At 63.1% G+C, this 26,418-nt stretch carries 22 protein-coding genes; 16 read left to right on the top strand and 6 right to left on the bottom strand.

The genetic code is table 11. The features are described from left to right. Positions 1 to 229 precede the first annotated feature (229 nt). From purU to TZ03_RS20895, 6 genes are read left to right on the top strand one after another with little or no spacing between them, the layout of a single operon-like run. Positions 230 to 1,096, top strand: a complete 867-nt coding sequence (purU, locus tag TZ03_RS20920) for a formyltetrahydrofolate deformylase (protein ID WP_051100140.1) — start codon at positions 230 to 232, stop codon at positions 1,094 to 1,096. After that, entirely contained in the window at positions 1,093 to 2,004 is a 912-nt protein-coding gene (gene folD / locus TZ03_RS20915) for a bifunctional methylenetetrahydrofolate dehydrogenase/methenyltetrahydrofolate cyclohydrolase FolD (protein WP_051100138.1), read from the top strand. Before purU ends, folD begins: the two co-directional genes overlap by 4 nt. Beyond that, positions 1,986 to 3,227: an FAD-dependent oxidoreductase gene (locus tag TZ03_RS20910; RefSeq protein WP_051100136.1), complete on the top strand. Its 1,242-nt coding sequence runs from the start codon at positions 1,986 to 1,988 to the stop codon at positions 3,225 to 3,227. Before folD ends, TZ03_RS20910 begins: the two co-directional genes overlap by 19 nt. Positions 3,228 to 3,238: 11 nt before the next feature. Then, entirely contained in the window at positions 3,239 to 3,544 is a 306-nt protein-coding gene (locus tag TZ03_RS20905; protein WP_051100134.1) for a sarcosine oxidase subunit delta, read from the top strand. Continuing rightward, on the top strand, positions 3,541 to 6,444 hold the full coding sequence (locus tag TZ03_RS20900) for a 2Fe-2S iron-sulfur cluster-binding protein (protein ID WP_051100132.1): 2,904 nt from the start codon (positions 3,541 to 3,543) through the stop codon (positions 6,442 to 6,444). Before TZ03_RS20905 ends, TZ03_RS20900 begins: the two co-directional genes overlap by 4 nt. A gap of 3 nt (positions 6,445 to 6,447) precedes the next feature. Next, positions 6,448 to 7,050 carry a sarcosine oxidase gene (locus TZ03_RS20895; RefSeq protein ID WP_051100130.1) on the top strand — a complete coding sequence of 201 codons (603 nt, stop codon included), beginning with the start codon at positions 6,448 to 6,450 and terminating at the stop codon, positions 7,048 to 7,050. 100 nt (positions 7,051 to 7,150) lie between these two features. On the opposite strand, the gene TZ03_RS20890 is transcribed toward TZ03_RS20895, so the two are convergent. After that, the gene (locus TZ03_RS20890; protein WP_023049469.1) at positions 7,151 to 7,444 is read right to left on the bottom strand and encodes a DUF1330 domain-containing protein; all 294 of its coding nucleotides are present in this window, start codon (positions 7,442 to 7,444) and stop codon (positions 7,151 to 7,153) included. A gap of 77 nt (positions 7,445 to 7,521) precedes the next feature. On the opposite strand from TZ03_RS20890, the gene ribBA reads away from it, so the two are divergent. The 6 genes from ribBA (at position 7,522) to TZ03_RS20860 (ending at position 14,437) form a co-directional block, all read left to right on the top strand. Then, a complete protein-coding gene (ribBA, locus tag TZ03_RS20885) occupies positions 7,522 to 8,643 on the top strand; it encodes a bifunctional 3,4-dihydroxy-2-butanone-4-phosphate synthase/GTP cyclohydrolase II (protein WP_051100128.1) in 1,122 nt (373 codons plus the stop codon). 328 nt (positions 8,644 to 8,971) lie between these two features. Beyond that, positions 8,972 to 9,997, top strand: coding sequence for an ABC transporter substrate-binding protein (locus tag TZ03_RS20880; RefSeq protein ID WP_051100126.1), 1,026 nt, complete (start codon positions 8,972 to 8,974; stop codon positions 9,995 to 9,997). Beyond that, positions 9,994 to 10,911, top strand: a complete 918-nt coding sequence (locus TZ03_RS20875; protein ID WP_051100124.1) for an ABC transporter permease — start codon at positions 9,994 to 9,996, stop codon at positions 10,909 to 10,911. The genes TZ03_RS20880 and TZ03_RS20875 overlap by 4 nt, the downstream gene beginning before the upstream one ends. Before the next feature lie 6 nt (positions 10,912 to 10,917). After that, positions 10,918 to 11,727 (top strand): ABC transporter permease, encoded by an 810-nt coding sequence (locus tag TZ03_RS20870; RefSeq protein ID WP_015270845.1) that lies wholly within the window; start codon positions 10,918 to 10,920, stop codon positions 11,725 to 11,727. A gap of 19 nt (positions 11,728 to 11,746) precedes the next feature. Continuing rightward, positions 11,747 to 12,895 (top strand): ABC transporter ATP-binding protein, encoded by a 1,149-nt coding sequence (locus TZ03_RS20865; protein ID WP_051100122.1) that lies wholly within the window; start codon positions 11,747 to 11,749, stop codon positions 12,893 to 12,895. A 234-nt stretch (positions 12,896 to 13,129) separates the two neighbouring features. Next, positions 13,130 to 14,437, top strand: coding sequence for a substrate-binding domain-containing protein (locus tag TZ03_RS20860; RefSeq protein WP_051100120.1), 1,308 nt, complete (start codon positions 13,130 to 13,132; stop codon positions 14,435 to 14,437). A gap of 61 nt (positions 14,438 to 14,498) precedes the next feature. Here the strand turns inward: TZ03_RS20860 and TZ03_RS20855 are convergent, their stop codons facing one another. Further along, on the bottom strand, positions 14,499 to 16,739 hold the full coding sequence (locus TZ03_RS20855) for a TonB-dependent siderophore receptor (protein ID WP_236692864.1): 2,241 nt from the start codon (positions 16,737 to 16,739) through the stop codon (positions 14,499 to 14,501). 313 nt (positions 16,740 to 17,052) lie between these two features. Here TZ03_RS20855 and TZ03_RS20850 point away from each other — a divergent pair, with 313 nt between their 5' ends. Further along, positions 17,053 to 18,105, top strand: a complete 1,053-nt coding sequence (locus TZ03_RS20850) for a TerC family protein (protein ID WP_051100118.1) — start codon at positions 17,053 to 17,055, stop codon at positions 18,103 to 18,105. A gap of 21 nt (positions 18,106 to 18,126) precedes the next feature. Here TZ03_RS20850 and TZ03_RS20845 read toward each other — a convergent pair whose 3' ends face one another. Both TZ03_RS20845 and TZ03_RS20840 read right to left on the bottom strand, forming a co-directional pair. Continuing rightward, a complete protein-coding gene (locus TZ03_RS20845; RefSeq protein WP_051100116.1) occupies positions 18,127 to 18,516 on the bottom strand; it encodes a hypothetical protein in 390 nt (129 codons plus the stop codon). Next, entirely contained in the window at positions 18,509 to 19,909 is a 1,401-nt protein-coding gene (locus tag TZ03_RS20840; protein ID WP_051100114.1) for a PAAR domain-containing protein, read from the bottom strand. Before TZ03_RS20840 ends, TZ03_RS20845 begins: the two co-directional genes overlap by 8 nt. Positions 19,910 to 20,151: 242 nt before the next feature. Between TZ03_RS20840 and TZ03_RS20835 the strand changes: the two genes are divergently transcribed. Further along, a complete protein-coding gene (locus tag TZ03_RS20835; protein ID WP_051100113.1) occupies positions 20,152 to 21,504 on the top strand; it encodes an SPFH domain-containing protein in 1,353 nt (450 codons plus the stop codon). A gap of 343 nt (positions 21,505 to 21,847) precedes the next feature. On the opposite strand, the gene TZ03_RS20830 is transcribed toward TZ03_RS20835, so the two are convergent. Further along, positions 21,848 to 23,077 (bottom strand): acyl-CoA dehydrogenase, encoded by a 1,230-nt coding sequence (locus TZ03_RS20830; protein WP_051100110.1) that lies wholly within the window; start codon positions 23,075 to 23,077, stop codon positions 21,848 to 21,850. 140 nt (positions 23,078 to 23,217) lie between these two features. Here TZ03_RS20830 and TZ03_RS20825 point away from each other — a divergent pair, with 140 nt between their 5' ends. Together TZ03_RS20825 and TZ03_RS20820 are read left to right on the top strand one after the other, a co-directional pair. Next, positions 23,218 to 24,144, top strand: coding sequence for a LysR family transcriptional regulator (locus TZ03_RS20825; protein ID WP_051100108.1), 927 nt, complete (start codon positions 23,218 to 23,220; stop codon positions 24,142 to 24,144). Positions 24,145 to 24,338: 194 nt separating this feature from the next. After that, positions 24,339 to 25,493, top strand: coding sequence for a cysteine desulfurase family protein (locus TZ03_RS20820; RefSeq protein ID WP_051100106.1), 1,155 nt, complete (start codon positions 24,339 to 24,341; stop codon positions 25,491 to 25,493). 254 nt (positions 25,494 to 25,747) lie between these two features. Here the strand turns inward: TZ03_RS20820 and TZ03_RS20815 are convergent, their stop codons facing one another. Beyond that, positions 25,748 to 26,401, bottom strand: a complete 654-nt coding sequence (locus TZ03_RS20815; protein ID WP_051100104.1) for an oxygen-insensitive NAD(P)H-dependent nitroreductase NfsB — start codon at positions 26,399 to 26,401, stop codon at positions 25,748 to 25,750. Positions 26,402 to 26,418: the final 17 nt, after the last annotated feature.

The following is a 26,418-nucleotide window of genomic DNA, read 5'->3' as shown; positions in this document are numbered from 1 at the left end:
GTGAACCCGCTCCCACAGGTTGAAGCGGGCTTGCCCGGAACAAGCTCATCACGAACTTTCCTGTCAGGATAAAAAATTTCATAAACCTCTAGACCGCCACCCTTCACTTCGCCTATAAATCGCAAAAAGGAAATTTATATTCCTGACAAGAAACACCCCTTCGCCTCCTCGCGAAGCTTCTTTTGCCCTTGTGCCGACCTGCCCCACTCCATCACGAGGCCTTTCCGACATGCACCCCGCTCCCGATCACTTCATCCTGCGCGTCAGTTGCCCGGCCGTGTCCGGCATCGTCGCCGCGGTGACCACCTACCTGGCCGAGCACGGTTGCTACATCAGCGAGATGGCGCAGTTCGACGACGAGGACAACGGGCGCTTCTTCATGCGCGCGGTGTTTCGCTACAACACCGGTACCCAAGGCGACACGCCACAGCTGGAGGCTGGCTTTGCCGATGTGGCCCAGCGCTTCGACATGCAGTGGAGCCTGCACAGCAGCGCCCGCCCGATGCGCGTACTGCTGATGGTGAGCAAGTTCGACCACTGCCTGGCCGACCTGCTGTACCGCCATGCCAAGGGCGAGTTGGAGATGCAGATCACCGCCGTGGTTTCCAACCACCTCGACCTGCGTCCCATGGCCGAGCGCCAGGGCATCCGCTTCGTCTACCTGCCGGTCGGCAAGGACACCAAGGCCGAACAGGAAGCCGCGCTGCTGCGCATCGTCGAGGACACCGGCACCGAACTGGTGGTGCTGGCGCGCTACATGCAGATCCTCTCCGACGACCTGTGCCGCCAGCTGTCGGGCCGGGCAATCAATATCCACCACTCGTTCCTGCCCGGCTTCAAAGGCGCCAAACCCTACCACCAGGCCTACCAGCGCGGCGTGAAGCTGATCGGAGCTACCGCCCACTACGTGACCAGCGACCTCGACGAAGGCCCGATCATCGAGCAGGAAGTGCAGCGCGTGGACCACGCCTACGCACCGGATGACCTGGTGGCCATCGGCCGTGACACCGAAACCATCGCCCTGTCCCGCGCCGTGAAGTACCACCTGGAGCACCGGGTGTTCCTCAACCACGACCGCACGGTGATCTTCAAATGAACGCCATTCCCAGCGTCAAGCTGATCGACGGCAAAGCCACCGCGGCGCGGGTGCTGGCCGAGGTCCGCGAACAGGTCCAGACCCTGCGCCAGGGCGGCTTGCAGCCGGGCCTGGCCGTGGTGCTGGTGGGCACCGATGCCGCCAGCCAGGTATATGTGCGCAACAAAGTGCTGCGCGCCGAAGAAGTGGGCATCCGCTCGCTGGAACATCGCCTGGCCGCCGACACCACCCAGGCCGAACTGCTGACCCTGATCGACCGCCTCAACCGCGACTCGCAGGTGAACGGCATCCTCGTGCAACTGCCCTTGCCAGCGCACATCGATGAACACCGCGTGCTGCAAGCCATCAGCCCGCTCAAGGACGTGGACGGTTTCCACAGCGAGAACGTCGGCGGCCTGGCCCAGGGCCGCGACGTGCTCACCCCATGCACGCCCAGCGGCTGCATGCGCCTGCTGCGTGATGCCTGTGGCGAGCTGCGCGGCAAGCACGCCGTAGTGGTCGGCCGCTCGAACATCGTCGGCAAGCCCATGGCCGCCCTGCTGCTGCAAGCCGACTGTACGGTGACCGTGGTGCACTCACGCAGCCAGGACTTGCCGGCATTGTGCCGCCAGGCCGACATCCTGGTAGCTGCAGTGGGTAAACCACGGCTGATCGGTGCCGATTGGCTCAAACCCGGCGCAGTGGTGATCGACGTCGGCATCAACCGCATCGATGAAGGTGGCCACAGCTGCCTGGTCGGCGACGTCGACTTCGCCGCCGCGCTGCCCCAGGTGGCCGGCATCACCCCGGTGCCCGGCGGCGTCGGCCCGATGACCATCGCCTACCTGATGAAAAACACTCTGCTCGCCCTCGACCTGCAGCAACAGGCCGCCCACCAGGAGCGCACCGCATGCCTTTCGCCCTGCTGAAATACGGCCTGAGCGCCGACTACCCGGTGGAGGTCGACCTGCCGCCGCCGTGCGACCTCAAGCCACGCTATGACGTGGTGATCATCGGCGGTGGCGGCCACGGCCTGGCCATCGCCTACTACCTGGCCAAATACCACGGCGTGACCAATGTCGCGGTGCTGGAAAAGGCCTACCTGGGCGGCGGCAACACCGCGCGCAACACGGCGGTGATCCGCTCCAACTACCTCACCAGCGAAGGGGTGCGCTTCTACGCCGAATCAGTGCGCATGTTCCAGAACCTGTCGAACGAGTTCGACTTCAACATCATGTATTCCGAGCGCGGCCAGCTCACCCTGGCGCACACCGACGCCACCGTGCGCGCCTTCCGCCAGCGCGCCGAGGTCAACAAGCACTTCGGCGGGCGCACCGAGATGATCGACCGCCAACAGATCCGCGAGCTGGTACCCAGCCTGAACCTCGACCCCGGTCACCTGCCGGTGCTGGCCGGGCTGTGGCATATCGACGGCGCCACCGCGCGCCATGATGCCGTGGCCTGGGGCTATGCCAAACAGGCCGCCAAGCGCGGCGTGGAAATCCACCAACTGACCGAAGTGCAGGACCTGCTGATCCGCAATGGCCGCATTGAAGCGGTGCAGACCAACCGTGGCACCGTGCAGTGCGGCTGCGTGGTCCAGGCGGTGGCCGGTGCCAGCTCGCTACTGATGGCCAAGGCCGGCATTCGCGCGCCAATCCACACCTACCCGCTGCAGGCCATGGTCACCCAGCCGTTCAAGCCGTTTCTCGATCCGCTGGTCAGCTCGTCGGCGCTGCACTGCTACGTGCAGCAGACCAGCCGCGGCGAGATCGTCTTCGGCGGCGGCTCCGACCCCTACCCGCTGTACAACACCCGCTCCACCCTCGACCTCAAGGAAAGCCTGCTGGCCCACGCCATCGAGATGTTCCCGTTCATGGCCAACGCCAAGCTGATGCGCCAGTGGGCCGGGATCACCGACATGACCCCGGACTACAGCCCGATCTTGGGCCTGTCGCCGGTCGACAACTACTACCTGGACGCTGGCTGGGGCACCTGGGGCTTCAAGGCCACGCCGATCTGCGGCAAGAGCATGGCCGAGCTGGTCGCCAGCGGCGGCAAGGTGCCGGCCATGATCGCGCCCTTCGCCCTGGAGCGCTTCAGCCGCTTCCAGCAAGTCAACGAAATGGGCGCCACCGCGGCCAGCCACTAGAGGAACGCACGATGAAGATCCTGACTTGCCCCTTGAATGGCCCGCGCAACATCAGCGAGTTCACCTACGGCGGCGAATGCAAGCACATGCCCGACCCGGCCAGCTGCAGCGACGCCGAGTGGGCCGACTATGTGTTCAACAGCGACAACCTGGCCGGGGTGGTACTCGAGTGGTGGCTGCACAACGCCTCCAGCTACTGGTTCCTGGCCGAGCGCCACACCGTGAGCGACCTGGTGCTCCGCACTTTCGACCCTAAAGCGCTGTTCGACCGCCGCGTCGACTTTGCCCAGACCGCCACACCGGAGATTGCCGGATGAACAGCCACACGCGCCTCCCCGCCCCGATGGGCCTGCTGATCGACCGCGAGCGGCCCTTGCGTTTCGAATTCGACGGCCAGCCCTGCCAGGGTTTTGCCGGTGACAGCATCGCCAGCGCCCTGCTCGGCAATGGCCGCTGGCTGCTGTCGCGCTCGTTCAAATACCACCGCCCGCGTGGCCCGCTGAGCCTGGCCGGGCAAGATGCCAACACCCTGGTGCAACTGCCCGACGAGCCCAACGTGCTGGCCGACCTGGAGGCGGCCCGCGACGGCCAGGTGGTCGCAGGACAGAATTTCAACGGCAGCCTGGAGCACGACCGCGACGCCTACCTGGGCAAGTTCTCACGCTTCATGCCGGTAGGCTTCTACTACCGCTCGTTCTACAAGCCCAAGGGCATGTGGAAGGTCTGGGAGCCGCTGATCCGCAAGAAGGCCGGCCTGGGCGTGCTCGACCTCGGCTTCAAGCCGCAGTACTACGACAAGGCCTACTTGTTTGTCGATGTGGCGATCATCGGTGCCGGCCCGGCCGGCCTGCGCGCCGCGCTGGACGTGGCCAATGCCGGGGCCAAGGTGTTGCTGGTCGAACAACAGCCGGTGCTCGGCGGCTCGCTGACCTACGCCCGCTTCGACATCGCCGGCACCCGTGCCGCCAGCCTGCGCCAAGAGCTGCAGGCTGCTGTCGAGGGCCACCCGAACATCCAGGTGCTGTGCGAGGCCACCTGCAACGGCTGGTTCACCGACAACTACCTGCCGGTGATCCAGCACAAGCGCCTGTACAAGGTACGCGCCACCCGTTGCCTGGTGGCAGCCGGTTCGTTCGACCAACCGGTGGTGTTCCGCAACAACGACCTGCCCGGGGTGATGCTGACCAGTGCCGCGCAACGGCTGATGAAGCTGTACGCGGTCAAGCCTGGCCAGCGCGCGGTGATCCTCACTGGCCACGACGACGGCTACCTGGCCGCCCTCGACCTGCAGGAGCAAGGTGTTGCCGTCGCCGCGCTGGTCGACATGCGCGCCGCGCCGGCCGATGCCGCGCTGGCCGCCGAACTGCAGCGCCGCGATATCCCCGTGCACCTGGGCAGCACCGTGTACGAGGCGCTGCACGAAGCGGGCCTGCGCCATGTGAGTGGCGTGGACATTCGCCCGATCACCGGCCAGGGCAAGGTCGGCCCGCATGGCCTGCGCCTGGCCTGCGACCTGCTGTGCATGTCGGCCGGCTACATGCCGGTGTACCAGTTGCTGTGCCAGGCCGGCGGCAAGCTGGCCTACGACGGCAACCGCGACGAATTCGCCATCAGCCACTTGCCGGCCGGGCTGGACATCGCCGGCTCGGTGAACGGTCGCCACCGCCTGGACAACGTACTGGCCGACGCCAGCCGTGGCGCCGCCGAGGCTTTGGCCGCGCTGGGCTTGCCGGCGCCTGCGCCGTCGCGGTTCAGCGCCGAGGCCAAGGTCAACTTCCCCTGGCCGATCTTCCCCCACCCCAAGGGCAAGGATTTCGTCGACTTCGACGAAGACCTGCAAGTGCGCGATATCGTCAATGCCACCCGCAGCGGCTACCGCGACGTGCAACTGGTCAAGCGCTTCTCCACGGTCGGCATGGGCCCGTCCCAGGGCCGTCATTCAGCGCTGCCCACCGCGCGCCTGGTGGCCCAGGCCACTGGCCGCAGCATCGGCGAGACTGGCGTGACCACCGCCCGCCCACCGTTCCAGGCGGAAAAACTGGCGCATATTGCCGGACGCGCCTTCACCCCATACCGGCAAACGCCGATGCACTGCCGCCACCTGGAAGCCGGGGCGAAGATGATGCCTGCCGGTATCTGGCAGCGCCCGGCCTATTACGGCAAGCCTGGGGAGCGCGAGCGTTGCATGCAGGAAGAAGCCCGCCATGTACGCGAGAAGGTCGGCCTGATCGACGTTTCCACCCTCGGCGGCCTGGACGTGCGCGGCCCCGATGCTGCCGAACTGCTGGAGCGCCTGTACACTTTCGGCTTCGCCAAGCTGGCCATCGGCCGCACCCGCTATGCGCTGATGACCAACGAACATGGCGTGGTGATCGACGACGGTGTCTGCGCGCGCCTGGGCGAGCAGCACTTCTACGTCACCGCCACCACCAGCGGTGTAGATCGCATCTACCAGCAGATGCTCAAGTGGAACGCGCAGTGGCGCCTGGACGTGGATATCACCAACGTCACCGCCGCCTTGGCCGCGGTCAACCTGGCCGGGCCGCTATCACGCCAGGTACTGGCCAAGGTGTGTGACGATGTCGAGCTGTCGGCCGCAGCCTTCCCCTACCTCGGCGTACGCCAGGGCAAGGTGGCCGGCATTGCGGCGCGGATCTTGCGGGTCGGCTTCGTCGGTGAACTGGGCTACGAAGTCCACGTGCCGGCGCGGCACGCCGAACGCCTGTGGGACGCCCTGATGCAGGCTGGCGCGGGGCTGGGCATTCGCCCCTTCGGCGTCGAGACCCAGCGCTTGCTGCGCCTGGAAAAGGGCCATGTGATCATCAGCCAGGACACCGACGGCATGACCCACCCGGCAGAGATCGACATGCAGTGGGCCATTGGCCGCAAGAAGCCATTCTTCGTCGGCAAGCGCTCGATCGAGATCCTCGAGGCGCAGCCGCTCAAGCGCAAGCTGGTCGGCTTCAGCCTGCCCAAGGGCAGCCCGCAGCCGCTGGAGGGCCATCTGGTGCTCGACGGCCCGGACATCAGCGGCAACGTCACCTCCTGCGAGTACTCGCAAACCCTGGGGCAGATCATCGGCCTGGCCTACGCCGGCGCCCACCAGGCCACACCTGGCATGTGCATCCCGATCCGCGTGGAGGGCGGCGTGATGGTCAATGCCAAGGTGGTGCCACTGCCCTTCTTCGATCCCGACAACCTGCGCCAGGAGCTCTGAGCCATGACCCTTTTGCAAGCCGAAGCTTTTGTTCCACGCAGCCCGCGGGCCGAGTTGTTGCACACCTGCGCGTTGACCGACCTGAGCGATCTGGCTCGGGTCGGGTTTCGTGGGGGCGACAGTGCCGCCTATCTGCAGGCGCGTGGCTACCGCTTGCCGTCGCTACCCAACCAGGCCCTGCGCCAGGAGGACGGCGGCTGGGTGGTGCGGTTGTCGCAGAGCGAGTACCTGATGTTGGGCAGCCTGGCCGATGACGGTGCACGGGTGGCTGGCGCAGAGGCCGAGTGGGTGCTGGATGACCAGCGCAATTACCTGCTGCCGCGTCAGGACAGCCATGCCTGGTTGCAGCTGTCGGGGGTGCATGGCAGCGCGGTGATGGCCAAGTTGTGCGGGGTGGATTTGCGGGCGCAGGCGTTTCCGGTCGGTGCCGTGGCCCAGACCTCGGCGGCGCGGATCAATGTGATCGTGGTGAATGTCGGGCGTGATGAATTGCCGGCGTTGCAGTTACTGTTCGATCGGGCTTCGCTGGCGTACTTCCAGGAGGCGGTGCTGGATGCCATGAGTGAGTTCGATGGTGGCTGGGTTGAGGTGGATGAGTTGCTGTAGCCACCTGCACCGGCCTCTTCGCGGGTAAACCCGCTCCTACAACGACCGCACAACCGTTGTAGGAGCGGGCTTGCCCGCGAAGAGGCCATCAGCAGTTAACTCAGGGCTCGAACCCTTCGACAATGATCACCTCTGCCTTCGCCACTCCCTGGCGATGGCTGCACGCCTCCTGATACAGCGCCGACCTATAACAGGCCACCGCCTGCTCATACGAATCGAACTCGATCACCACGCTACGCTGAGGGGTAGGCCGCCCTTCCATTGCCTCGCTGCGCCCGCCACGGGCCAGGAAGCGGCCGCCGAATGCCTTGAAGGCAGCCGGGGCGCGCTGGGTGTACTGCTGGTATTGCTCGGGGTCGGTCACGTCCACATGGGCGATCCAATAGGCCTTCATGCGTTGCTCTCCTGTCACAGCGATATTTGTGTATGATGGTATACCATAAAATCACCCTGACACAGTGAGCGTGCAACATGGCTTTCAACACCATCGAAGAACTTCTCGAGGACTACCGGCAAGGCAAGATGGTCCTGCTGGTGGATGACGAGGACCGGGAAAACGAAGGCGACCTGCTGATTGCCGCGGAGCGTTGCGACGCCCAGGCCATCAACTTCATGGCCCGCGAAGCGCGCGGCCTGATCTGCCTGACCCTGACCGACGAGCACTGCCAACGCCTGGGCCTGGAGCAGATGGTACCGGCCAACGGCAGCGTGTTCAGCACCGCGTTCACCGTGTCGATCGAGGCCGCCACCGGCGTCACCACTGGCATTTCCGCCGCCGACCGGGCACGCACCGTGGCCGCGGCCATGGCCCCCGACGCCCGCCCCGAAGACCTGGTACAACCCGGCCACATCTTCCCCCTGCGCGCCCGCGAAGGCGGCGTGCTGACCCGCGCCGGCCACACCGAAGCCGGCTGCGACCTGGCGCGGCTGGCCGGCTTCACCCCGGCCTCGGTGATCGTCGAAGTGCTCAACGATGACGGCAGCATGGCCCGCCGCCCCGACCTGGAAGTGTTCGCCGCCCGGCATGGCATCAAGATCGGCACCATCGCCGACCTGATCCATTACCGCCTGAGCACCGAGCACACCATCAAGCGCATCGGCGAACGCGAACTGCCGACCGTGCATGGCACCTTCCGCCTGGTCACTTACGAAGACCACATCGAAGGTGGCGTGCACATGGCCATGGTCATGGGCGACATCCGCCGCGACCAGCCGACCCTGGTGCGGGTGCATGTGATCGACCCGCTGCGCGACCTGGTGGGCGCCGAATACGCCGGCCCGGCCAACTGGACGCTATGGGCGGCGCTGCAGAAGGTGGCCGAGGAAGGCACCGGCGTGGTGGTGATCCTGGCCAACCATGAATCCTCCCAGGCCCTGCTCGAACGCGTGCCGCAGCTGACCCAGCCGGTACGGCCTTATCAACGCGGGCAGTCGAAGGTGTATTCAGAGGTCGGTACCGGGGCGCAGATTCTGCAGGACCTTGGCGTGGGCAAGCTGCGTCACCTGGGGCCACCGCTGAAGTATGCGGGCCTGGCGGGGTATGAGCTGGAAGTGGTGCAGAGCATTCCGTTCGAGCCCGGGATAGTTGGCTGAGAACACATAAGCAACTGATTTAGCAGGCCCCTGTGGGAGCGGGTTTACCCGCGAATGCGTCGGTGGCATCACCATTGTATTCGCGGGTGAACCCGCTCCCACAGGGCCCGCGGTATTTCCGAGAAGACGGAGTGATGGCCGGTCGCCGCATACCTCTTGCGAAAAACTTGGAATACCATAATATGATATCCCGTAGACCTTGAATCTGCTGGCCAGTACCTACAATCAAAAACGGCCACCAAGCACTTTGTTTTAGCTGCTCCCCGAATACTGTTGGCGGGCGCACCACAAGCCCGCCTCGAATAACAAAAGCAACGAGGGCGTAACCATGCTGTTGAGCAAACGTGTAACCGCAGTGCTGTCCGCCAGCCTGCTGACCCTGGCATGTCAGGCCACCCAGGCCGCCGAAAGTCTCAATTTCGTCAGCTGGGGCGGTACCACCCAAGACGCCCAGAAAGAAGCGTGGGCCGTACCCTTCACCAAAGCCACCGAGATCAAAGTCGTCCAGGACGGCCCCACCGACTACGGCAAGCTCAAGGCCATGGTCGAAAGCGGCAACGTGCAGTGGGACGTGGTCGACGTCGAAGCCGACTTTGCCCTGCGCGCGGCCAGTGAAGGCCTGCTCGAACCCCTCGACTTCAACCAGATCAAGCGCGACCAGATCGACCCGCGCTTCGTCTCCGACCATGGCGTCGGCTCGTTCTTCTTCTCCTTCGTGCTCGGCTACAACGAAGGCAAGCTCGGTGCCAACAAGCCAGTGGACTGGACCGCGCTGTTCGACACCAAGACCTATCCCGGCAAGCGCGCCCTGTACAAATGGCCCAGCCCCGGCGTACTGGAACTGGCCCTGCTGGCCGACGGCGTAACCCCCGACAAGCTGTACCCACTGGACCTGGACCGCGCCTTCAAGAAGCTCGACACCATCAAGAAAGACATCGTCTGGTGGGGCGGTGGTGCCCAGTCGCAACAACTGCTGGCCTCGGGTGAAGCCTCGCTCGGCCAGTTCTGGAACGGCCGCGTCTACGCCCTGCAGCAAGACGGTGCACCAGTGGGTGTGAGCTGGAAGCAGAACCTGGTCATGGCCGACTTCCTGGTCATCCCCAAAGGCGCCAAGAACAAGGACGCGGCCATGAAGTTCCTGGCCAACGCCAGCAGCGCCGAAGGCCAGGCCGAATTCGCCAACAAGACCGCCTACGCGCCGGTGAACGTCGACAGCGTGGCCAAGCTCGACAAGGACCTGGCGCCAAACCTGCCAACCGCCTACGCCCAGGACCAGGTCACCCTCGACTTCGCCTACTGGGCCAAGAACGGCCAGGCCATCGCGGCCCGCTGGAATGAGTGGTTGGTCAAATGAAAGTCGCCATCAACGCCCTGCATAACGCGCAAGGTGCCCCCACCGGCGCCGGCGCCCCGGGAACGGCCCCCCGCCGTACAAGCCTGAGCCAACGCTGGAAAGGCAGCCGCAACCTGCTGCCAGCCCTGCTGTTCCTTGGCCTGTTCTTCTTCGCCCCGCTGGTCGGCCTGTTGCTGCGCGGGGTGCTGGAGCCAACACCGGGGCTGGGCAACTACGAGCAACTGTTCGCCAACTCGGCCTACGCCAGGGTGCTGTTCAACACCTTCTCGGTGGCCGGCGTGGTCACCCTGATCAGTGTGCTGCTGGGCTTCCCGCTGGCCTGGGCGATCACCCTGGTACCCAAGGGCTGGGGCCGCTGGTTGCTGAACATCGTGCTGCTGTCGATGTGGACCAGCCTGCTGGCGCGCACCTACTCGTGGCTGGTGCTGCTGCAGAGCTCGGGGGTGATCAACAAGGCGTTGATGGCCATGGGTATCATCGATACCCCGCTGGAAATGGTGCATAACCTGACCGGCGTGGTGATCGGCATGAGCTACATCATGATCCCGTTCATCGTGCTGCCGCTGCAGGCGACCATGCACGCCATCGACCCGATGGTGCTGCAGGCCGGCTCGATCTGTGGCGCCAGCCCATGGACCAATTTCTGGAAGGTATTCCTGCCGCTGTGCCGCTCGGGGCTGTTCTCCGGGGCGCTGATGGTGTTCGTGATGTCGCTCGGTTACTACGTCACCCCGGCCCTGCTCGGCGGTGCGCAGAACATGATGCTGCCCGAATTCATCATCCAGCAGGTGCAGTCGTTCCTCAACTGGGGCCTGGCCAGCGCCGCCGCCGCACTGCTGGTGGTGATCACGTTGGTGCTCTTCTACCTGTACCTGAAGCTGCAGCCGGAATCCCCGGTTGGCAACGCGAGGTAAACCGCCATGCTCCTGTCTCCCAATGCCATGGGCCGCCCGCTGCGTACGGGCCTGTACCTGACCACCGGGGTCATCGCGGCCTTCCTGCTGCTGCCGGTGGTGTTCATCGTGTTGCTGTCGTTTGGCTCATCGCAGTGGCTGGTGTTTCCGCCACCGGGCTGGACCTTCAAGTGGTACGGCCAGTTCTTCTCCAACCCGGAGTGGATGGACGCCGCGCTGGCCAGCCTGAAAGTGGCCGTACTGACCACCATCGCCGCCGTGCTGCTGGGCTTGCCCACCGCGTTCGCCCTGGTACGTGGCCGTTTCCCGGGCCGCGAGCTGCTGTATGGGCTGTTCACCATGCCGATGATCGTGCCGCTGGTGATCATCGCCGTGGCGGTGTACGCGCTGTTCCTCAAGCTCGGCTACACCGGCACGCTGTTCGCCTTCGTGGTCAGCCACGTGATCGTCGCCCTGCCCTTCACCATCATCTCGATCATCAACTCGCTGAAGCTGTTCGACCAGTCGATCGAGGATGCTGCAGTGATCTGCGGTGCCTCGCGCCTGCAGGCGATTTTCAAGGTCACCTTCCCGGCGATTCGCCCGGGCATGATCGCCGGTGGCTTGTTCGCCTTCCTGGTGTCGTGGGATGAAGTGGTGCTGAGCGTGATGATGGCCAGCCCCGACCTGCAGACCCTGCCGGTGAAGATGTGGACCACCCTGCGCCAGGACCTGAGCCCGGTCATTGCCGTGGCCTCGACCCTGCTGATCGGCCTGTCGCTGCTTGTGATGTTCATTGCCGCCGCCTTGCGCCGGCGCACCGAAGCCAACGCCTGAGCGCACGGAGAAAACAACAATGAGTGCAGTGATCAAAGACAACGCGCAGAACAAGACCCTGGTCAGCCTGCGTGGCCTGAACAAGCACTACGGCGACTTCACCGCCGTGGACAACCTCGACCTGGAAATCCAGGACGGCGAGTTCCTGACCTTCCTCGGCTCCAGCGGCTCGGGCAAGTCCACTACCCTGTCGATGCTGGCCGGCTTCGAAACGCCCAGCAGCGGCGAGATCCTGGTCGATGGCCAGTCGCTGGTCAACGTGCCGCCGCACAAGCGCGACATCGGCATGGTGTTCCAGCGTTACTCGCTGTTCCCGCACCTGAACGTGCGCGACAACATTGGCTTCCCCCTGGCCATCCGCAAACTGGGCGCCGCCGAGACCAACAAGCGGGTCGACGCCATGCTCAAGCTGGTGCAGTTGGAGAAGTTCGCCCATCGCAAGCCGTCGCAGATGTCCGGTGGCCAGCAGCAGCGCGTGGCGATTGCCCGGGCGCTGGTGTACGAGCCACGCATCCTGCTGATGGACGAACCGCTCGGCGCACTGGACAAGAAACTGCGCGAAGACCTGCAGGACGAACTGCGCCAGTTGCATCGGCGGCTGGGCATTACCATTGTCTACGTCACCCACGACCAGGAAGAAGCCATGCGCCTTTCGCAGCGCATCGCCATCTTCAGCCACGGCAAGATCGTCGGCCTTGGCACCGGTTACGACCTGTACCAGAACCCGCCGAATGCCTTCGTGGCTTCGTTCCTGGGCAACTCCAACTTCCTGCGGATCAAGGCCAGCAGCAATGGCGCGGGCAGCTTCGAGGGCCAGCCGGTGGCCATCCGCCTGACCCCGGGCCTGGCCGCCTCGCAGGATGCGCTGATCATGGTGCGCCCGGAAAAGGCCCTGGCCCTGACCGCCGAACAGGCCGCGCGCGAGCCGCTGCCGGCGGGCTGGAACGAGGTCAGTGCCAAGGTTGGCGAAGTGTTGTTCCTGGGTGAGAGCCAGACCTGCCATGTGGTGACCGCGGGTGGTACCGAGCTGACGGTGAAGGCATTGTCGGCCGCGGGAATGCCGATGCAGCCGGGCGATACCGTGAAAGTGCGTTGGGCGGTGGCTGATGCATGCATCTATACCGAGTGGGCCGAGAGTGACCTGAGCAAATCCGCCGGGGCGCATTGAGATTGCCGGGGCCGCTTTGCGGCCCATCGCCGGCAAGCCAGCTCCCACCTAGACCGCATCGACCTCAAGCCATGCGCTATCCCTGTGGGAGCTGGCTTGCCGGCGATGGGCTGCGAAGCAGCCCCAGTAACGCTAACTGACAGACATCAGAAAGGGCCGCCTACGGACTGTCACATTATCATCACGCCACTGTCGTAATCTGCCGGCCAACTCTATGCCATAGGGCCACCCGGCATGCCCCGCCTGCTTGTCTTGCTGCTCATCCTGCTACCGCTAGCGACCCCGGCCGAGCCCGCGTACTTGCGTGCGCAAGGCTCGAACACCATTGGCGCGGCCTTGCTGCCGGCACTGGTACAGGGGCAATTGCGCGCGCAGCAAGCCAGCGCGATCGAACAACAACCGGGCAAGCAGCCTAACGAGACGGTGATCACCGCGCGCGACATACATGGGCAGCCCGTGCGCGTCGACATCGCCGCCCACGGCTCCAGCACCGGCTTCGTCGCCCTCGGTCGGGGCGAGGCCGACCTGGCCGCCGCCTCGCGGCCGATCAACGACAGCGAAGTGCGCCAGCTGCGGGCCCTGGGCGACCTGCGCGCTGCTGCCGCCGAGCAAGTCATCGGCCTGGATGGCGTCGCGGTCATCGTCCATCCCGACAACCCACTGCCGCAACTCACTACAGGGCAATTGGCGCAGATTTTCTCCGGCCAGATCCAGCGCTGGGAGCAATTGGGCGTTGCCAGCGGGGCCATTCACCTGTACGCCCGTGATGACCGCTCCGGCACCTACGAAACCTTCAAGGCACTGGTGCTGGAACCGCAGCACAGCGAACTGTCGGCCAAGGCCCAGCGTTTCGAGTCCAGTGACGAACTGGCCGCGCGGGTGGGCGCCGACCGCCAGGCCATCGGTTTCAGCAGCCTGGCCGCGGTACACGGGGCCAAGGTGCTGGCGGTGGCCGAAGGCGACGCACCAGCCATGCTGCCGGAGCGCGCACTGGTGGCCAGCGAGGACTACCCGTTGTCACGGCGCCTGTATTTCTACCTACCGGCCAATCCCAAGCCCCAGGCCAGGGCCTTGGCCGATTTTGCCCAGAGCCCGGCCGGCCAGGCGATCGTCGCCCAGCAGGGCTTCGTTTCGCAGCAGGTCAAAGCCCAGCCTGTCCCGCCCCAGGCCGACATGCCGCCGCGTTATCGCACCCTGGCCCAGCAGGCACAGCGGTTGAGCGTGAACTTCCGCTTCCAGGAAGGCAGCGCCAGCCTCGACAACAAGGCCCTGCGCGATGTACAGCGGGTGGCCGAGTACCTGCGCCAGGCCGACAAGTTGCGAAGCAAGGCGGTACTGGTGGGCTTTGGCGACCCCAAGGAAACACCCGGGCGCGCCGCCCTGCTCTCGCGCCTGCGCGCCCAGGCGGTGCGCCGCGAGCTGGCGCGCGACGGGGTCGAGGTGCTGGAGGTGATGGGAATGGGCGATGAACTGCCGGTGGCCGGGAATGAGCTGGAACAAGGACGGCTGCGTAACCGGCGAGTAGAGGTGTGGGTGTACTGACTTCTGTAGGAGATCGCCCAGCCCATAGGGCTGGGTCATCTCCCAATAAAGAACAGCAGCCTCAGAAGTTGTAACGTGTAGTCAGCATGAAATTACGCGGGTCGCCATAGAAGCCGCCGTTGTAGAAGCCCAGGTTGCTGTAGTAACGCTTGTCGGTCAGGTTGTTGCCATTGAGTGTCACCGACAGCTGCTCGGTCACCTGGTACCTGGCCATGGCATCCAGGGTCAGGTAGCTGGCCTGGGTGTGCCGGTAGTCGTCGGCGTCGGTGGCCGGGTTGTAAAGGTCCTTCCACACCTTGCTCTGCCAATTGGCCGAGCCGCCCACGGTAAGCTTGTTCCAGGCACCCGGCAGGCGGTAGGTGGTCGACAGGCGCAGCAGGTTCTCAGGCTCGATGGTGGCGATCTTTTCACCATCGCCATCCTTGGTGATGCGATGGGTGAAACCACCCTGAACATGCCAGTCGGGCGTCAGTTCACCCGCCACTTCCAGCTCGAAACCGCGGGTCTTGGCGCCCTGTACGGCGCGATAGATCGAGGTGTTGCTGGCCGCGTCGAAGCCGACCAGCTCAGGCAGGTTGTCCTGGCGCACTTCGAACAACGCCAGGCTGGCGTTCAGGCGGCCGTCGTAGAACGCGCTCTTGAGTCCGACCTCATAGGCATCGCCCTCCTCCGGCTCGATCATCTTGCCATTGATGTCTTCCTCGCTTTCATGTGGCTTGAAGATGCTGGTGTAGCTGCCATACACCGACCAGTTGTCGTTCAGGTCATAGACCACCCCGGCATAGGGCACCACCACGCCGTTCTCTTCCAGGTCCTGGGTCTTGCTGCGCTGGCCAGTGGCAGTGTCCAGACGGGTGCTGTCGAGCTGCCAGTTGGACAAGCGGCTGCCCACGATCAGCGAAAGGTTGTCGGTAGGTTTGAAGCGCCCGGTCAGGTATGCGGCGCTCTCCTGCAGGCGGGTATCGACCTTGCTGCTGGGGCGGCCCCAGTCCGGCTCGGGGAAGTTGCCATCCCATTGGAAGATGTTCGGCGCACTGCCGAAGAAGAACGGCCAGTTGTCCTCGTGGGCACGAATGTCACGATGGGACACACCCAGCACCAGTTCATGCTCGCGCCCCAACAACTGGAACGGCCCGTTGGCATACAGGTCGTAGGCGTTCTGGTCGGTCTTGTAACGGTAGCGCCCCAGCCACACGCCCATGCCGCTGCCATCGACCGGGTTGGGGTTGCCGCTGGCGGCCGAACCGAGGGTTATCGGCGCATCGGTTTCAGTACGGCTGGCCGAGGCCTTGATCGACCAGTCGTTGGCCAGGCGCTGTTCCAGGGTCACGAAAAGGTTGTCGTTGGTGTTGTCCCACTGGCTCCACTTGGTAGCCGGGTTGAACGAGCGCGGCATGCTGAAACCGCTACCGGTGCTGTCGACCAGGGCCGTGGAGGGGCCCCAGGACGAGCCCTCGGGGCGGTTGGTCTGACGGCTGAGGCCAACGCTGAGCAATGTATCGTCTGAGAGGTCGGCTTCGACGATGCCGTACATCACTTGCTTCTTCTCGGACAGGTTGTCCATGAACGACTGGCCGTCCTCATAAGCGGTGACGAAGCGGCCACGCACGTTGCCCTCGGGTGTAAGGGCACCGCCGATGTCGAATTCACCACGGTAGGTATCCCAACTACCAGCGCCCAGGGATACGTAACCGGAAAGTTCGCGGGTGGGCCGCTTGCGCACCAGGTTCACCGTTGCCGATGGGCTACCGAAGCCGCTGAGCAGGCCAGTGGCGCCACGCAGCACCTCGACGCGGTCATAGATGACCATGTCGGTCTGGTCGATGCCATTGCCGAAGCGAAACGCCGCAGGGATGCCATCGATCTGGAAGTTGTCGATCTCGAAACCGCGCGCCTGGAAGCTGGCGCGGTTGCTGTCGAGCTTGGTCACCGTAACGCCCGGGGTCTTGGCCAGTACGTCACTGATGCTGGTGAGGTTCTGGTCGTCCATCTGCTGGCGGGTGATCACGCTCACCGACTGGGGCGTTTCACGCGGCGACAAGGCCATGCGCGTGGCAGTGCGGGTGGCACCAGTGGTATAGGAATGCGTGCCCTCGGTCGTCTCCCCCAGAGCAGTATCGGTAATGGCCGTGGCCCCCAGCTCCAGGGTGCCCTTGCCATTGGCTTCTTCGGCCCAGACGATGCCTCCCGGTACGGCAAGGCTCGCCGCCAGAATGGCCAATGCCAGCGGCTGGCGCCGCAGGCGGACGTTGGAGGCGATCCCTGCCCCGTGTACCGTCTCCAGAGAATGGTGCTGTTGCACGCTTGATGCCCCTTTTGGTCTGTCAGTACGTTGGGGGCTAATCATCGGTATTGTTGTTATTGGCTGTTGCCACGCCGCTGGCGTACTGCTCTGCGGCAGCGCGCGCATCTTAATATCGACTGCCAATCGTTTACAATTGAAAACAATTCGCAATGAGATATTGCATGCAAAGAAATGTAACAGCTCGCCATTCGGCATCACCGGCAAACGGGTCTAGGCTCAAGCCCATGTGATACCGGGCCCCTCTGACGGCTACCAGGCCGCCATGTCGGATCACTGTTGCCATGCAACGTCGACATTCAAGGAGGGGCTCATGACAGCTCTACAGACATTCCTCACCACCCCGTTCCTCGGTACCAGTGCCTGGTTGTGGCTGTTGTTCATGGCCATCGTCATCGGGTTGCTGGTGCTCGACCTGGGCGTGCTGCATCGCCACGACCGGGAAATCGAAATGCGCGAAAGCCTGCTGCTGTACTCGGGCTACTTCAGCGTCGGCGTGCTGTTCGGGGCCGGCGTCTGGTACCAATTGGGCGCGCAGTCGGCACTGGAGTTCTACACCGGTTTCCTGGTCGAGCAGTCGCTGTCGATGGACAACGTGTTCGTCATGGCGATGATCTTCAGCTACTTTGCCATCCCCCGCCGCTACCAGCACCGCGTGTTGTTCTGGGGCATCCTGGGGGTGGTGTTCCTGCGGGCGATCATGATCGGCGTGGGCGCGGCGCTGGTGCAAAACTTCGCCTGGGTACTGTATATCTTCGGTGCCTTCCTGCTGTTTACCGGGGTGAAGATGGCGCTGTCGAAGGAAGACAGCCGCCCGGACCTGGCCAACAACCCCATACTGAAGTTCGTGCGCCGGCACATGCGGGTCACCGACCAGATCCACGGCTCGCATTTCTTCGTGCGCCAGACCCCAGCCGGGCACAGCAAGGCGCTGCGCTATGCCACCCCATTATTCATGGCGCTGGTGCTGATCGAACTGGCCGACCTGGTGTTCGCCGTCGACAGCGTGCCGGCAATCTTCGCCATCACCCAGGACCCGTTCATCGTCTATACCTCGAACATCTTCGCCATCCTCGGGTTGCGCTCGCTGTATTTTGCGCTGGCGGCGTTGATGCACCGGTTCGTTTACCTCAAGTATGCGTTGGCGATGGTGTTGATCTTCATTGGTTGCAAGATCTTCTATCACGGCATGGTGGGCAAGGTGCCGGCGTTGTTGTCGCTGGGGGTGACGTTCGGGTTGTTGCTGGGTGGGGTGGTGGTTTCGTTGCTGAAGACACGGGGGGAGGCGGAGATTCAACCCAAAAAGCCTGCGAATGCCGGTGGTGAATTTAGCAATAAAAAGGAAGACCCGCAGATGCGGGTCTGAGGTTACGAATCTGAGCGAAAATCATTTCTTTATAATGAAATAACCCACCGCCGCCCAGACTGATGAGATCAGGATCAGCCAAAGAGCTGCCCCTAATTTTCGCCTCAACTTGGGCGGAAACCTTTCAAGTTCCGCCTCGTCCAACCATCCCAAGCGCAAATGAAGCCAAGGAAATGTAACCAACGCGCTTACCGTGCTCATCAGTAAACATCGAGACCTCAGATTCCCTCCGCCCCATACGGGCTTCATCTGTTCCAGGTAGGGATTACTGGTAATCGCTGAAAGAGCGATATCAAAATCCTTCGACAGCGCTATCTGTACATTCATAGCAATACCGACAAGGCCGATGATGAAGGGCGCAACTAAGAAAGCTATTTGCAAGTATGGCGACCAGCTATCAAAGTCAATCATCCACCACCTCATAAATCATTTCACCCACCTTCTCGCCAGCTGCGCCAATACCAATAGAGCCTGCCGCAGACCCGGCGCCAACCAGGACAATCCCGCATACGGGAACACCAAGGCCGCCGGTACCCACCGCGAAAACACCGCATAGCGCCGTAGCGGCAGCACCTGCGATGTAACCTCCCACCATTCCTCCTCCTAAGCCACCAGCGAAACTACCCGTTTCGGTGAATCGGACTTTCCGGCAGTCTTCAGTTTCACCTGCACCACAGACCTCCTGCACTTTCAGATAAGATGACGTACCCCCCAGCCCAATTGCAGCATACCCGCCATACTCAAGGTACTTGCTAAGCCGCGCCACCTTGTCCAGATGCGTCACATACCCCGGAATCTGCCCCGGTCCACCCGCCTTCGACCAATGATGCACGAGGCTCTTGGTCGAAATATTCAAGCTCTTCTTCAGCCGCTCGTAGCTCCCCAGGTTCAACTGTTTGTTAAGAAATGCCGCTTTCAACTGACCGTCAAGCTGCTGCAGAAGCTGTCGCCGTTCAGCGAAGAAGCTGGGGCTGTTCAAGTGACCATGGCGCATGAACTCGCGCTGATGCAGTTGCTCGATACTGGTCAACGTATTGCCGACCTGTTTTAAACCTTGATCCAGCATATCCTTACCCACGCCCATGGACTGGCTGGCGTTGCTGAGCAAGCCGGCGATCTCGGCCTGGTGCTGCATCATGAAATCCGCTTCGGCGAAATCGAGCACTTCCAGTGCGCGCCGTGCGTGCTGCGCCGCAGCCATCAGTTGCCCCTCTTCGCGTGTACAGGCATCGCCGTTATCAGGATCACCGATAACGAAGATCTCCCCTGCTTTGAACCCTAGTGCAAACGTCGGGTTAAGCCGTTGTAACCGGGAAATCGGCAAAGTGGCATCGTGCTCGGCCAATTGCAGCAGCACCTGGGCGAACGACATGCGCCGGGGAACGATGTAGAACCCAGGTTCCAACGTACCAGGCAGAGCACTCATTACAGGTTGGGAGAAGCGTTCGGGGGACACAGCAGCTGCCACCGGTTCGGCAAAGCTGGCATTCGCACGCTCAATTGACCGCCTGGACGGCGGGGCCTCATGCAACGGAGCGACCACCCGGTTACTGCCCGGCGAACAGTCACAGACCACCAGCGCACCGTCCATGGCCACCCGCCGGTCACCGGAAATAAAGTGATCCACACCTTCGGCGACTGTTCCCACCTGCCCACAAAGGGGGCATGGCGTGGTCTGGTCGCCTTCGCGGAGCACCATTCGGCCTTCGTCTAGATATCCGGCCCCTGTCGCAATACAGACAGCACCCGTTGTGGTGACATCACCATCTACTGCCTGACCTTTTCCCGCTAGATTGGCGCGCATCTACAAGCTCCCTGTACATGGTTCAGGTCTGGAAACCTAACACCAGCAGAGAGACTTCAAGTGCCTGTAATCAAAAATCAGAAGTTTCCTACAAACTAGCCAAGCTTACCGTCCCAGGGATCTTCTACAGATTTTTCTTAATGGCTCAAGTGAACTTTCCTACATCACAAGCCCTGCTCATCTGGTTGTTATTCTTCAGTCCGCTTCGTCAGCATGCATGCTTTCCGCACAAGGGGTGCACCATGCAAAAACTACCTATTCCTGAACTTACAAAATTACGTATCAACCGCAAGCTAATTGCCGCCGTTGCCATCCCAATCCTTGCTGCCGGCACCCTGGCAGTAATTTTCAACGAAGTGTTCTTCTATAATGAGGCCGGCCAGATGACCCACGTACGCACGATCTTCGGTGAGGAGAAAGTGGTCGAGGACGTTGGCTACGCAACCAAGTGGTTCGGCCGCAGTACAGCCTGGCGCCGTACCATCGGCGTCCAGTCGTCCTTGCGGATGGACAACCCGGAGGACACACGGGGTGGGCACCCTTCGATCACGCTGGAAAACCTGCCTATCGTTTTCCTGGGCAACGTCGATGCCAAGGCCGAATTCAGTACCCAGTTTCGCCTGCCTTCAGGCGAGGCGTTCTTGAAGATTGCCCAGGAGTACCGCACACCCGACAACTTCCTGCAGCGGGCACTGCTACCCGCGGTCAAGGAAACGCTACAGGCCACGGCCTCGCTGATGAGCGCCGACGACTACTACGCCGGCAATCGCAGCCATTTCGGTGCCGAGTTCGAGAACCAGCTGCGCAACGGCCTGTACCTGACCAGCCGCAAGGAAATACGCGTGCAACGCGACAACCATCCAGCCCAGACCGCGATTCTGCAAGCTGGCACTGAACAGGGCAGTTTTGGCGACAACAGCGCAACGCGTTTCATCATTGAAAAGAAGCTGGACAAAAACGGCCAAGAGCTGCGCAAACAGCAGCAATTCCGCCTGTTTGGCGTTGAGGTTGTCGACGCCCGCGTCACCCATATCGACCCCAACCCGCAGTACCAGCAGCGCATGGTTCGGGTGCAACAGGCGTTGGCGGAATTGGCCGTGGCCCGGCAGAACCGGTTAAAGGAGGAAGAAGAGAAGGAGCTGGTTTCCGCTCGCGGCGCCAAGGACGTCGAGGCCAAGCGCCAGGAGAGCCTGCGCCAGCAGATCGAACGTACTACCGAAGCCGAGACCGAGAAACAGCTCACGCTGATCAACGCCGAACGGGAAAAGCGGCGTGCCGAGATCGACAAGCAAACGGCCGAGTTGCTGCGGGACAAGGCCCGTGTGAATGCCGAAGCCACCAAGATCACTGCCGATGCCGAAGCTTACGCCCGCGAGGCCTCGATCAAGGCGGATGGCGCCTTGCAAACCAAACTCGACGCGCTGGTGCAGATCAACCGAGCCTGGGCGGAGGCTGCTGCACGCGCGCCGGTGCCGAGCGTGATGATGGGAGGTGCCGAAGCAGGCGTTGGCAGGCAGGATGAAATCAGCAGGCTCATGAGCGTACTGGCGACGAAGGCTGCCAAAGACCTGGTGGTGGACCTGAAGACGCAGTAAACCTTGAAGGGCCTCATTCGCGGGTAAACCCGCCCCCACAGAACTGCACATAACTCATTGATTTAGCAGGGTCCCTGTGGGAGCGGGCGTGCCCGCGAACACCGGCGCAGCCGGTGCCATTCACCGCGTTGGATTCTTCGCGGCGGTTCGACGCCTCGACACGCCCGCTCCCACAGAGGCCGCGTCGCGCTAACGAATTGAGTTCTCTGCGCGACAGCGCAGCCCAAGGGCTGGGTCATCTCCCACAGAATTGCACATAACTCATTGAGTTAGCAGGGCAATGTGGGAGCGGCGGTGCGGCGATCCGATTCACCCGCGAAGAGGCCAGTGCCGGCTGACCAAATCACCGTCCGCTACGCATCATCTCCGCCGGCACATACTTGCCTATCTCATACTTGCCAATCGCCGCCCGGTGCACTTCATCTGGCCCGTCGGCCAGGCGCAGGGTACGCTGCATGGCGTACATGTAGGCCAGCGGGAAGTCGCCGCTCACCCCTGCTCCGCCATGCATCTGGATCGCCCGGTCGATCACCTTCAGCGCCACGTTCGGCGCCACCACCTTGATCTGCGCGATCTCGCTACGGGCCACCTTGTTGCCGACCGTGTCCATCATGTACGCCGCTTTCAGCGTCAGCAGCCGAGCCATGTCGATTTCCATGCGCGAGTCGGCAATCTTGTCGACGTTACCGCCCAGGCGCGCCAGTGGCCGGCCGAACGCCGTGCGTTCCACCGAGCGCTTGCACATCAGTTCCAGCGCACGCTCGGCCATGCCGATCGAGCGCATGCAGTGGTGGATACGGCCCGGGCCAAGGCGCCCTTGGGCGATCTCGAAACCGCGGCCCTCGCCGAGGATCACGTTTTCGTAAGGCACCCGTACGTTCTCGAAGAGGACTTCGGCGTGGCCGTGGGGGGCATCGTCATAGCCGAACACCGGCAGTGGCCGGACGATCTTCACCCCGGGCGTATCGGTGGGCACCAGCACCATCGAATGCTGCTGGTGGCGTGGCCCCTGCGGATCGGACAGGCCCATGAAGATCATGACCTTGCAACGCGGGTCACAGGCGCCGGAGGTCCACCACTTGCGGCCGTTGATCACCCATTCGTCACCGTCACGCACGGCGGTGGCGGCCATGTTGGTGGCGTCCGAAGAGGCCACGTCCGGTTCGGTCATGGCGAATGCCGAGCGGATCTCGCCACGCAACAGCGGCTCCAGCCACTGACGTTTCTGCGCTTCGCTGCCATAGCGCACCAGCACTTCCATGTTGCCGGTGTCTGGCGCCGAGCAATTGAACGGTTCCGGCCCGAGCAGCGAGCGGCCCATGATTTCCGCCAGCGGGGCGTATTCCAGGTTGCTCAGCCCGGCGCCATATTCCGACTCGGGCAGAAACAGGTTCCACAACCCTTCGGCGCGGGCCTTGGCCTTGAGTTCTTCCATGATCGCGGTGGGCTGCCAGCGGTCGCCCTCGGCAACCTGGCGCTCGAACACCGCTTCGGCGGGGTAGACGTAGGCGTCCATGAACGCGGTGACACGCTCGCGCAGTGCCTGGACCTTGGGCGAATAGGCGAAATCCATCGGGGCTACCTTCACGGTTCGGAGTACATGGAGCAGAGCCTAGAGCAGCATTGCCCGATCCACCTAGTCTATTTTCCACGTGTATAAACATTCATAACCGATATATGATCGACCGATAATTCCAACAAAGAGCGGCGCCCATGAACCTCAGCAAGGTCGACCTCAACCTGTTCATCGTGTTCGATGCGATCTACACCGAAGCCAACCTGACCCGCGCCGGGCAGATCGTCGGCATTACCCAGCCAGCAGTGTCCAACGCCCTTTCGCGGCTGCGCGAAACCTTCAACGACCCACTGTTCGTGCGCACCGCACAGGGCATGGTGCCTACGCCCATGGCGCAGAACATCATCGGCCCGGTGCGCAATGCCCTAGCGTTGTTGCGCACATCGGTGCAGGAAAGCCGCATCTTCAACCCGCAACAGGCCAACAAGACCTTCCGCATCAGCATGACCGACCTGACCGAAGCGGTAATCTTGCCGCCTCTGTTCCAGCGCCTGCGCCGCCTGGCGCCGGCTGTGCTGATCGAGAGCTTCCTGTGCAAGCGCCGCGAAACCACCAAGGAACTCGCCGCCGGCCGCCTGGACTTCGCCATCGACGCGCCGTTGAACACCGACCCGCAGGTGCGCCACGTCAAACTGATGCAAGACCGCTATGTCTGCGCCCTGCGCCAAGGCCACCCGCTGGCCGACAGCAAGCTGACTATCGACAGCTACCTGGGCATGACCCACATCCATATTTCCAGCCGCCGCAACGGCTTGGGCTATGTCGACCTGGCGTTGGGCAAGATGGGCGTGCAGCGCAAGGTCGCCCTGCGCTCGCAGCATTACCTGATGGCTTCGCAAGTGCTGCAACAGACCGACATGGCGATGACCGTCCCCGAACGTTTCGCCCGTCGTCATCAACTGCGTTACCACCCACTGCCAGTGGAAGTGCCCGCGCTGGAAACGCACCTGTATTGGCATGAAAGCACCGACCAGGACCCGGCCAACCGCTGGATGCGCGAGCAGATCACCGAGTTGTGCGAGCGCGTGGTGGCCGAGGAAGAAAAGGCGCTGGAGCTGGCCTGAACACGCCAACGAGGGCTCTTTGGTGAGCCCTTCGTATAAAATAGAAAAAAATTCTATCCAGCCATAAATTTATAGAAATTATTCTTACAAAAATTGGGAAACGATCTACTGGAAGCGAAAAATATCTCTGAAACCGCGGGTACGCTTACTCCAACGATCGCCGATTTCACGGCGACAGACATGGACCCGCCCCAATGCCCAGCGCCCCGCTCTATTTCGATTACGCCGCCACCACCCCGGTCGACGACCGGGTCATCGAAACCATGCTCGCCTGCCTTGGCAGGCAGGCCAACTTTGGCAACCCGGCGTCCAGTGGCCATGCCTTCGGCCAAGCCGCCCGCGATGCGGTGGAACAGGCCCGCCAGCGAGTGGCCGAACGCGTGGGCGCGCAGGCCGAGGCACTGGTCTGGACCTCGGGCGCAACCGAGTCGAACAACCTGGCGCTCAAGGGTATTGCCCAAGGCATCGGCCAGCCTGGGCACTTGATCACCAGCCAGTTGGAACACAAGGCCGTGCTCGACACGGTGGCCGAACTGGAACGCCAAGGCTGGGCCGTCACCCGCCTGGCACCCGATAGCGCCGGCCTGATCCAGCCCGAGGCGGTGCAAGCGGCATTGCGCGCCGATACCCGCCTGGTGTCGCTGATGGCGGTCAACAATGAGCTGGGCACCATCACCGATTTTGCCGCGATTGGCGAACTCGTAAGTGCCCACGGCGCCCTGCTGCACGTGGATGCCGCCCAGGCCGTGGGCAAGCTGGCCATCGACCTGAATGCGATGGCCGTGGACCTGATGTCGTTCTCGGCGCACAAGGTGTATGGGCCCAAGGGCATCGGCGCGCTCTACGTTGGGCCGCGCGCCCGCGCGCTGATGCGTGCGCAGATCCACGGCGGCGGTCATGAGCAGGGCCTGCGTTCCGGCACCCTGGCAACCCACCAGATCGTCGGCATGGGCAGCGCCTTTGCCCTGGCCGGGCAGCCCGGCGACAGCGAACACCTGCGTCTCGAACAACTGGCCAGGCGCCTGCGGGAAGGCTTGCTGGCCCTGCCCGGTGTCACCCTCAATGGCTGTGCCACACAACGCATTCCCCATACGCTGAACCTGTGCATCGACAGCAAAGGTTTCAATAGCGCGGCACTGGCCAGTGAACTGGCATTGTCGACCACTTCGGCCTGCAATTCGGCAAGCAATGCAGCCTCGCATGTGTTGCTGGCGTTGGGGCTGGACGAGCGCCAGGCACGCAACAGCGTGCGCTTGAGTATCGGCCGTTTCAGCACCGAAGCTGAAGTAGACAAGGCGCTTGAAGTGTTCGGCCGGGTGCTGGCAGCGGCATCAGCAGCACTGTGGTAAACACGCGTTAGAACAAGCGGCTGTCCGGGGTTAAATACCTGGGCCGGCCTCATCGCCGGCAAGCCAGCTCCCACCTCGCCCGCATTGACCTCAAATCCTGCGCAATACCTGTGGGAGCTGGCTTGCCGGCGATGAGGCCGGCCCAGGCAATACAAGACAGCTGCTCCCACCTCTACTGCACAGGGCTTGAGGCCTATGCGGTAGAGGTGGGAGCGGCCTCGCGTCGCGATGGGCCGCAAAGCGGCCCCAGGATCTCACAGGAAAGTGAACACCTGCGAAGCTGGCAACCGCGACTTGTTCAAGCCAGCGTTGAAGTCCGTCTCACTGCGATACCCCAGGCAGAGAATCACCACACTTGTAAACCCACGCTCACGCAAGCCCAGTTCGGCATCGAGCACCTTGCTGTCAAAGCCCTCGATGGGTGTGGCATCCAGCCCGTGTGCCGCCGCGCCGAGCAAGGCTGTCCCCAACGCCAGGTAGGTCTGTTTCTCCATCCAGTGCTGCACATCCTTCTGGTCAAAACGATGCAGGTCCACATAATGCCGGCGGCTCTGGTTCTGCGCCGCACGCGCCTGCTCGTCACGGAAACGCCCATCGGCAGCCTCCTGATCGAGCACCGCATTCAGGTGCGCTTCGGTCATCTCGGTGCGGGTGCAGAACACGATCACGTGCGAGGCATCGAGGATCTTCGACGAGTTGTAGGCATAGCGCTCCATGGTGCTCTTGGCCACGCGGGCCTTGCCTTCGGCGCTGTCGGCGACGATGAAGTGCCAGGGCTGGGAGTTGACCGAGGACGGGCTATGGCGCAGTTGTTCGAGCAGGGCATCGACAGTGGCCTGGGGAATACGGCGCGAGGCATCGTAGGCTTTGGTGGTGTAGCGGCGCTTGGCCAGCGAGACGGTATCCATGCAACAACTCCAGAAAT

This window comes from Pseudomonas sp. 10-1B, from assembly GCF_000935045.1.
In the GTDB taxonomy this organism is placed as follows: domain Bacteria; phylum Pseudomonadota; class Gammaproteobacteria; order Pseudomonadales; family Pseudomonadaceae; genus Aquipseudomonas.
This window is presented reverse-complemented; position numbering and strand designations above follow the sequence as displayed.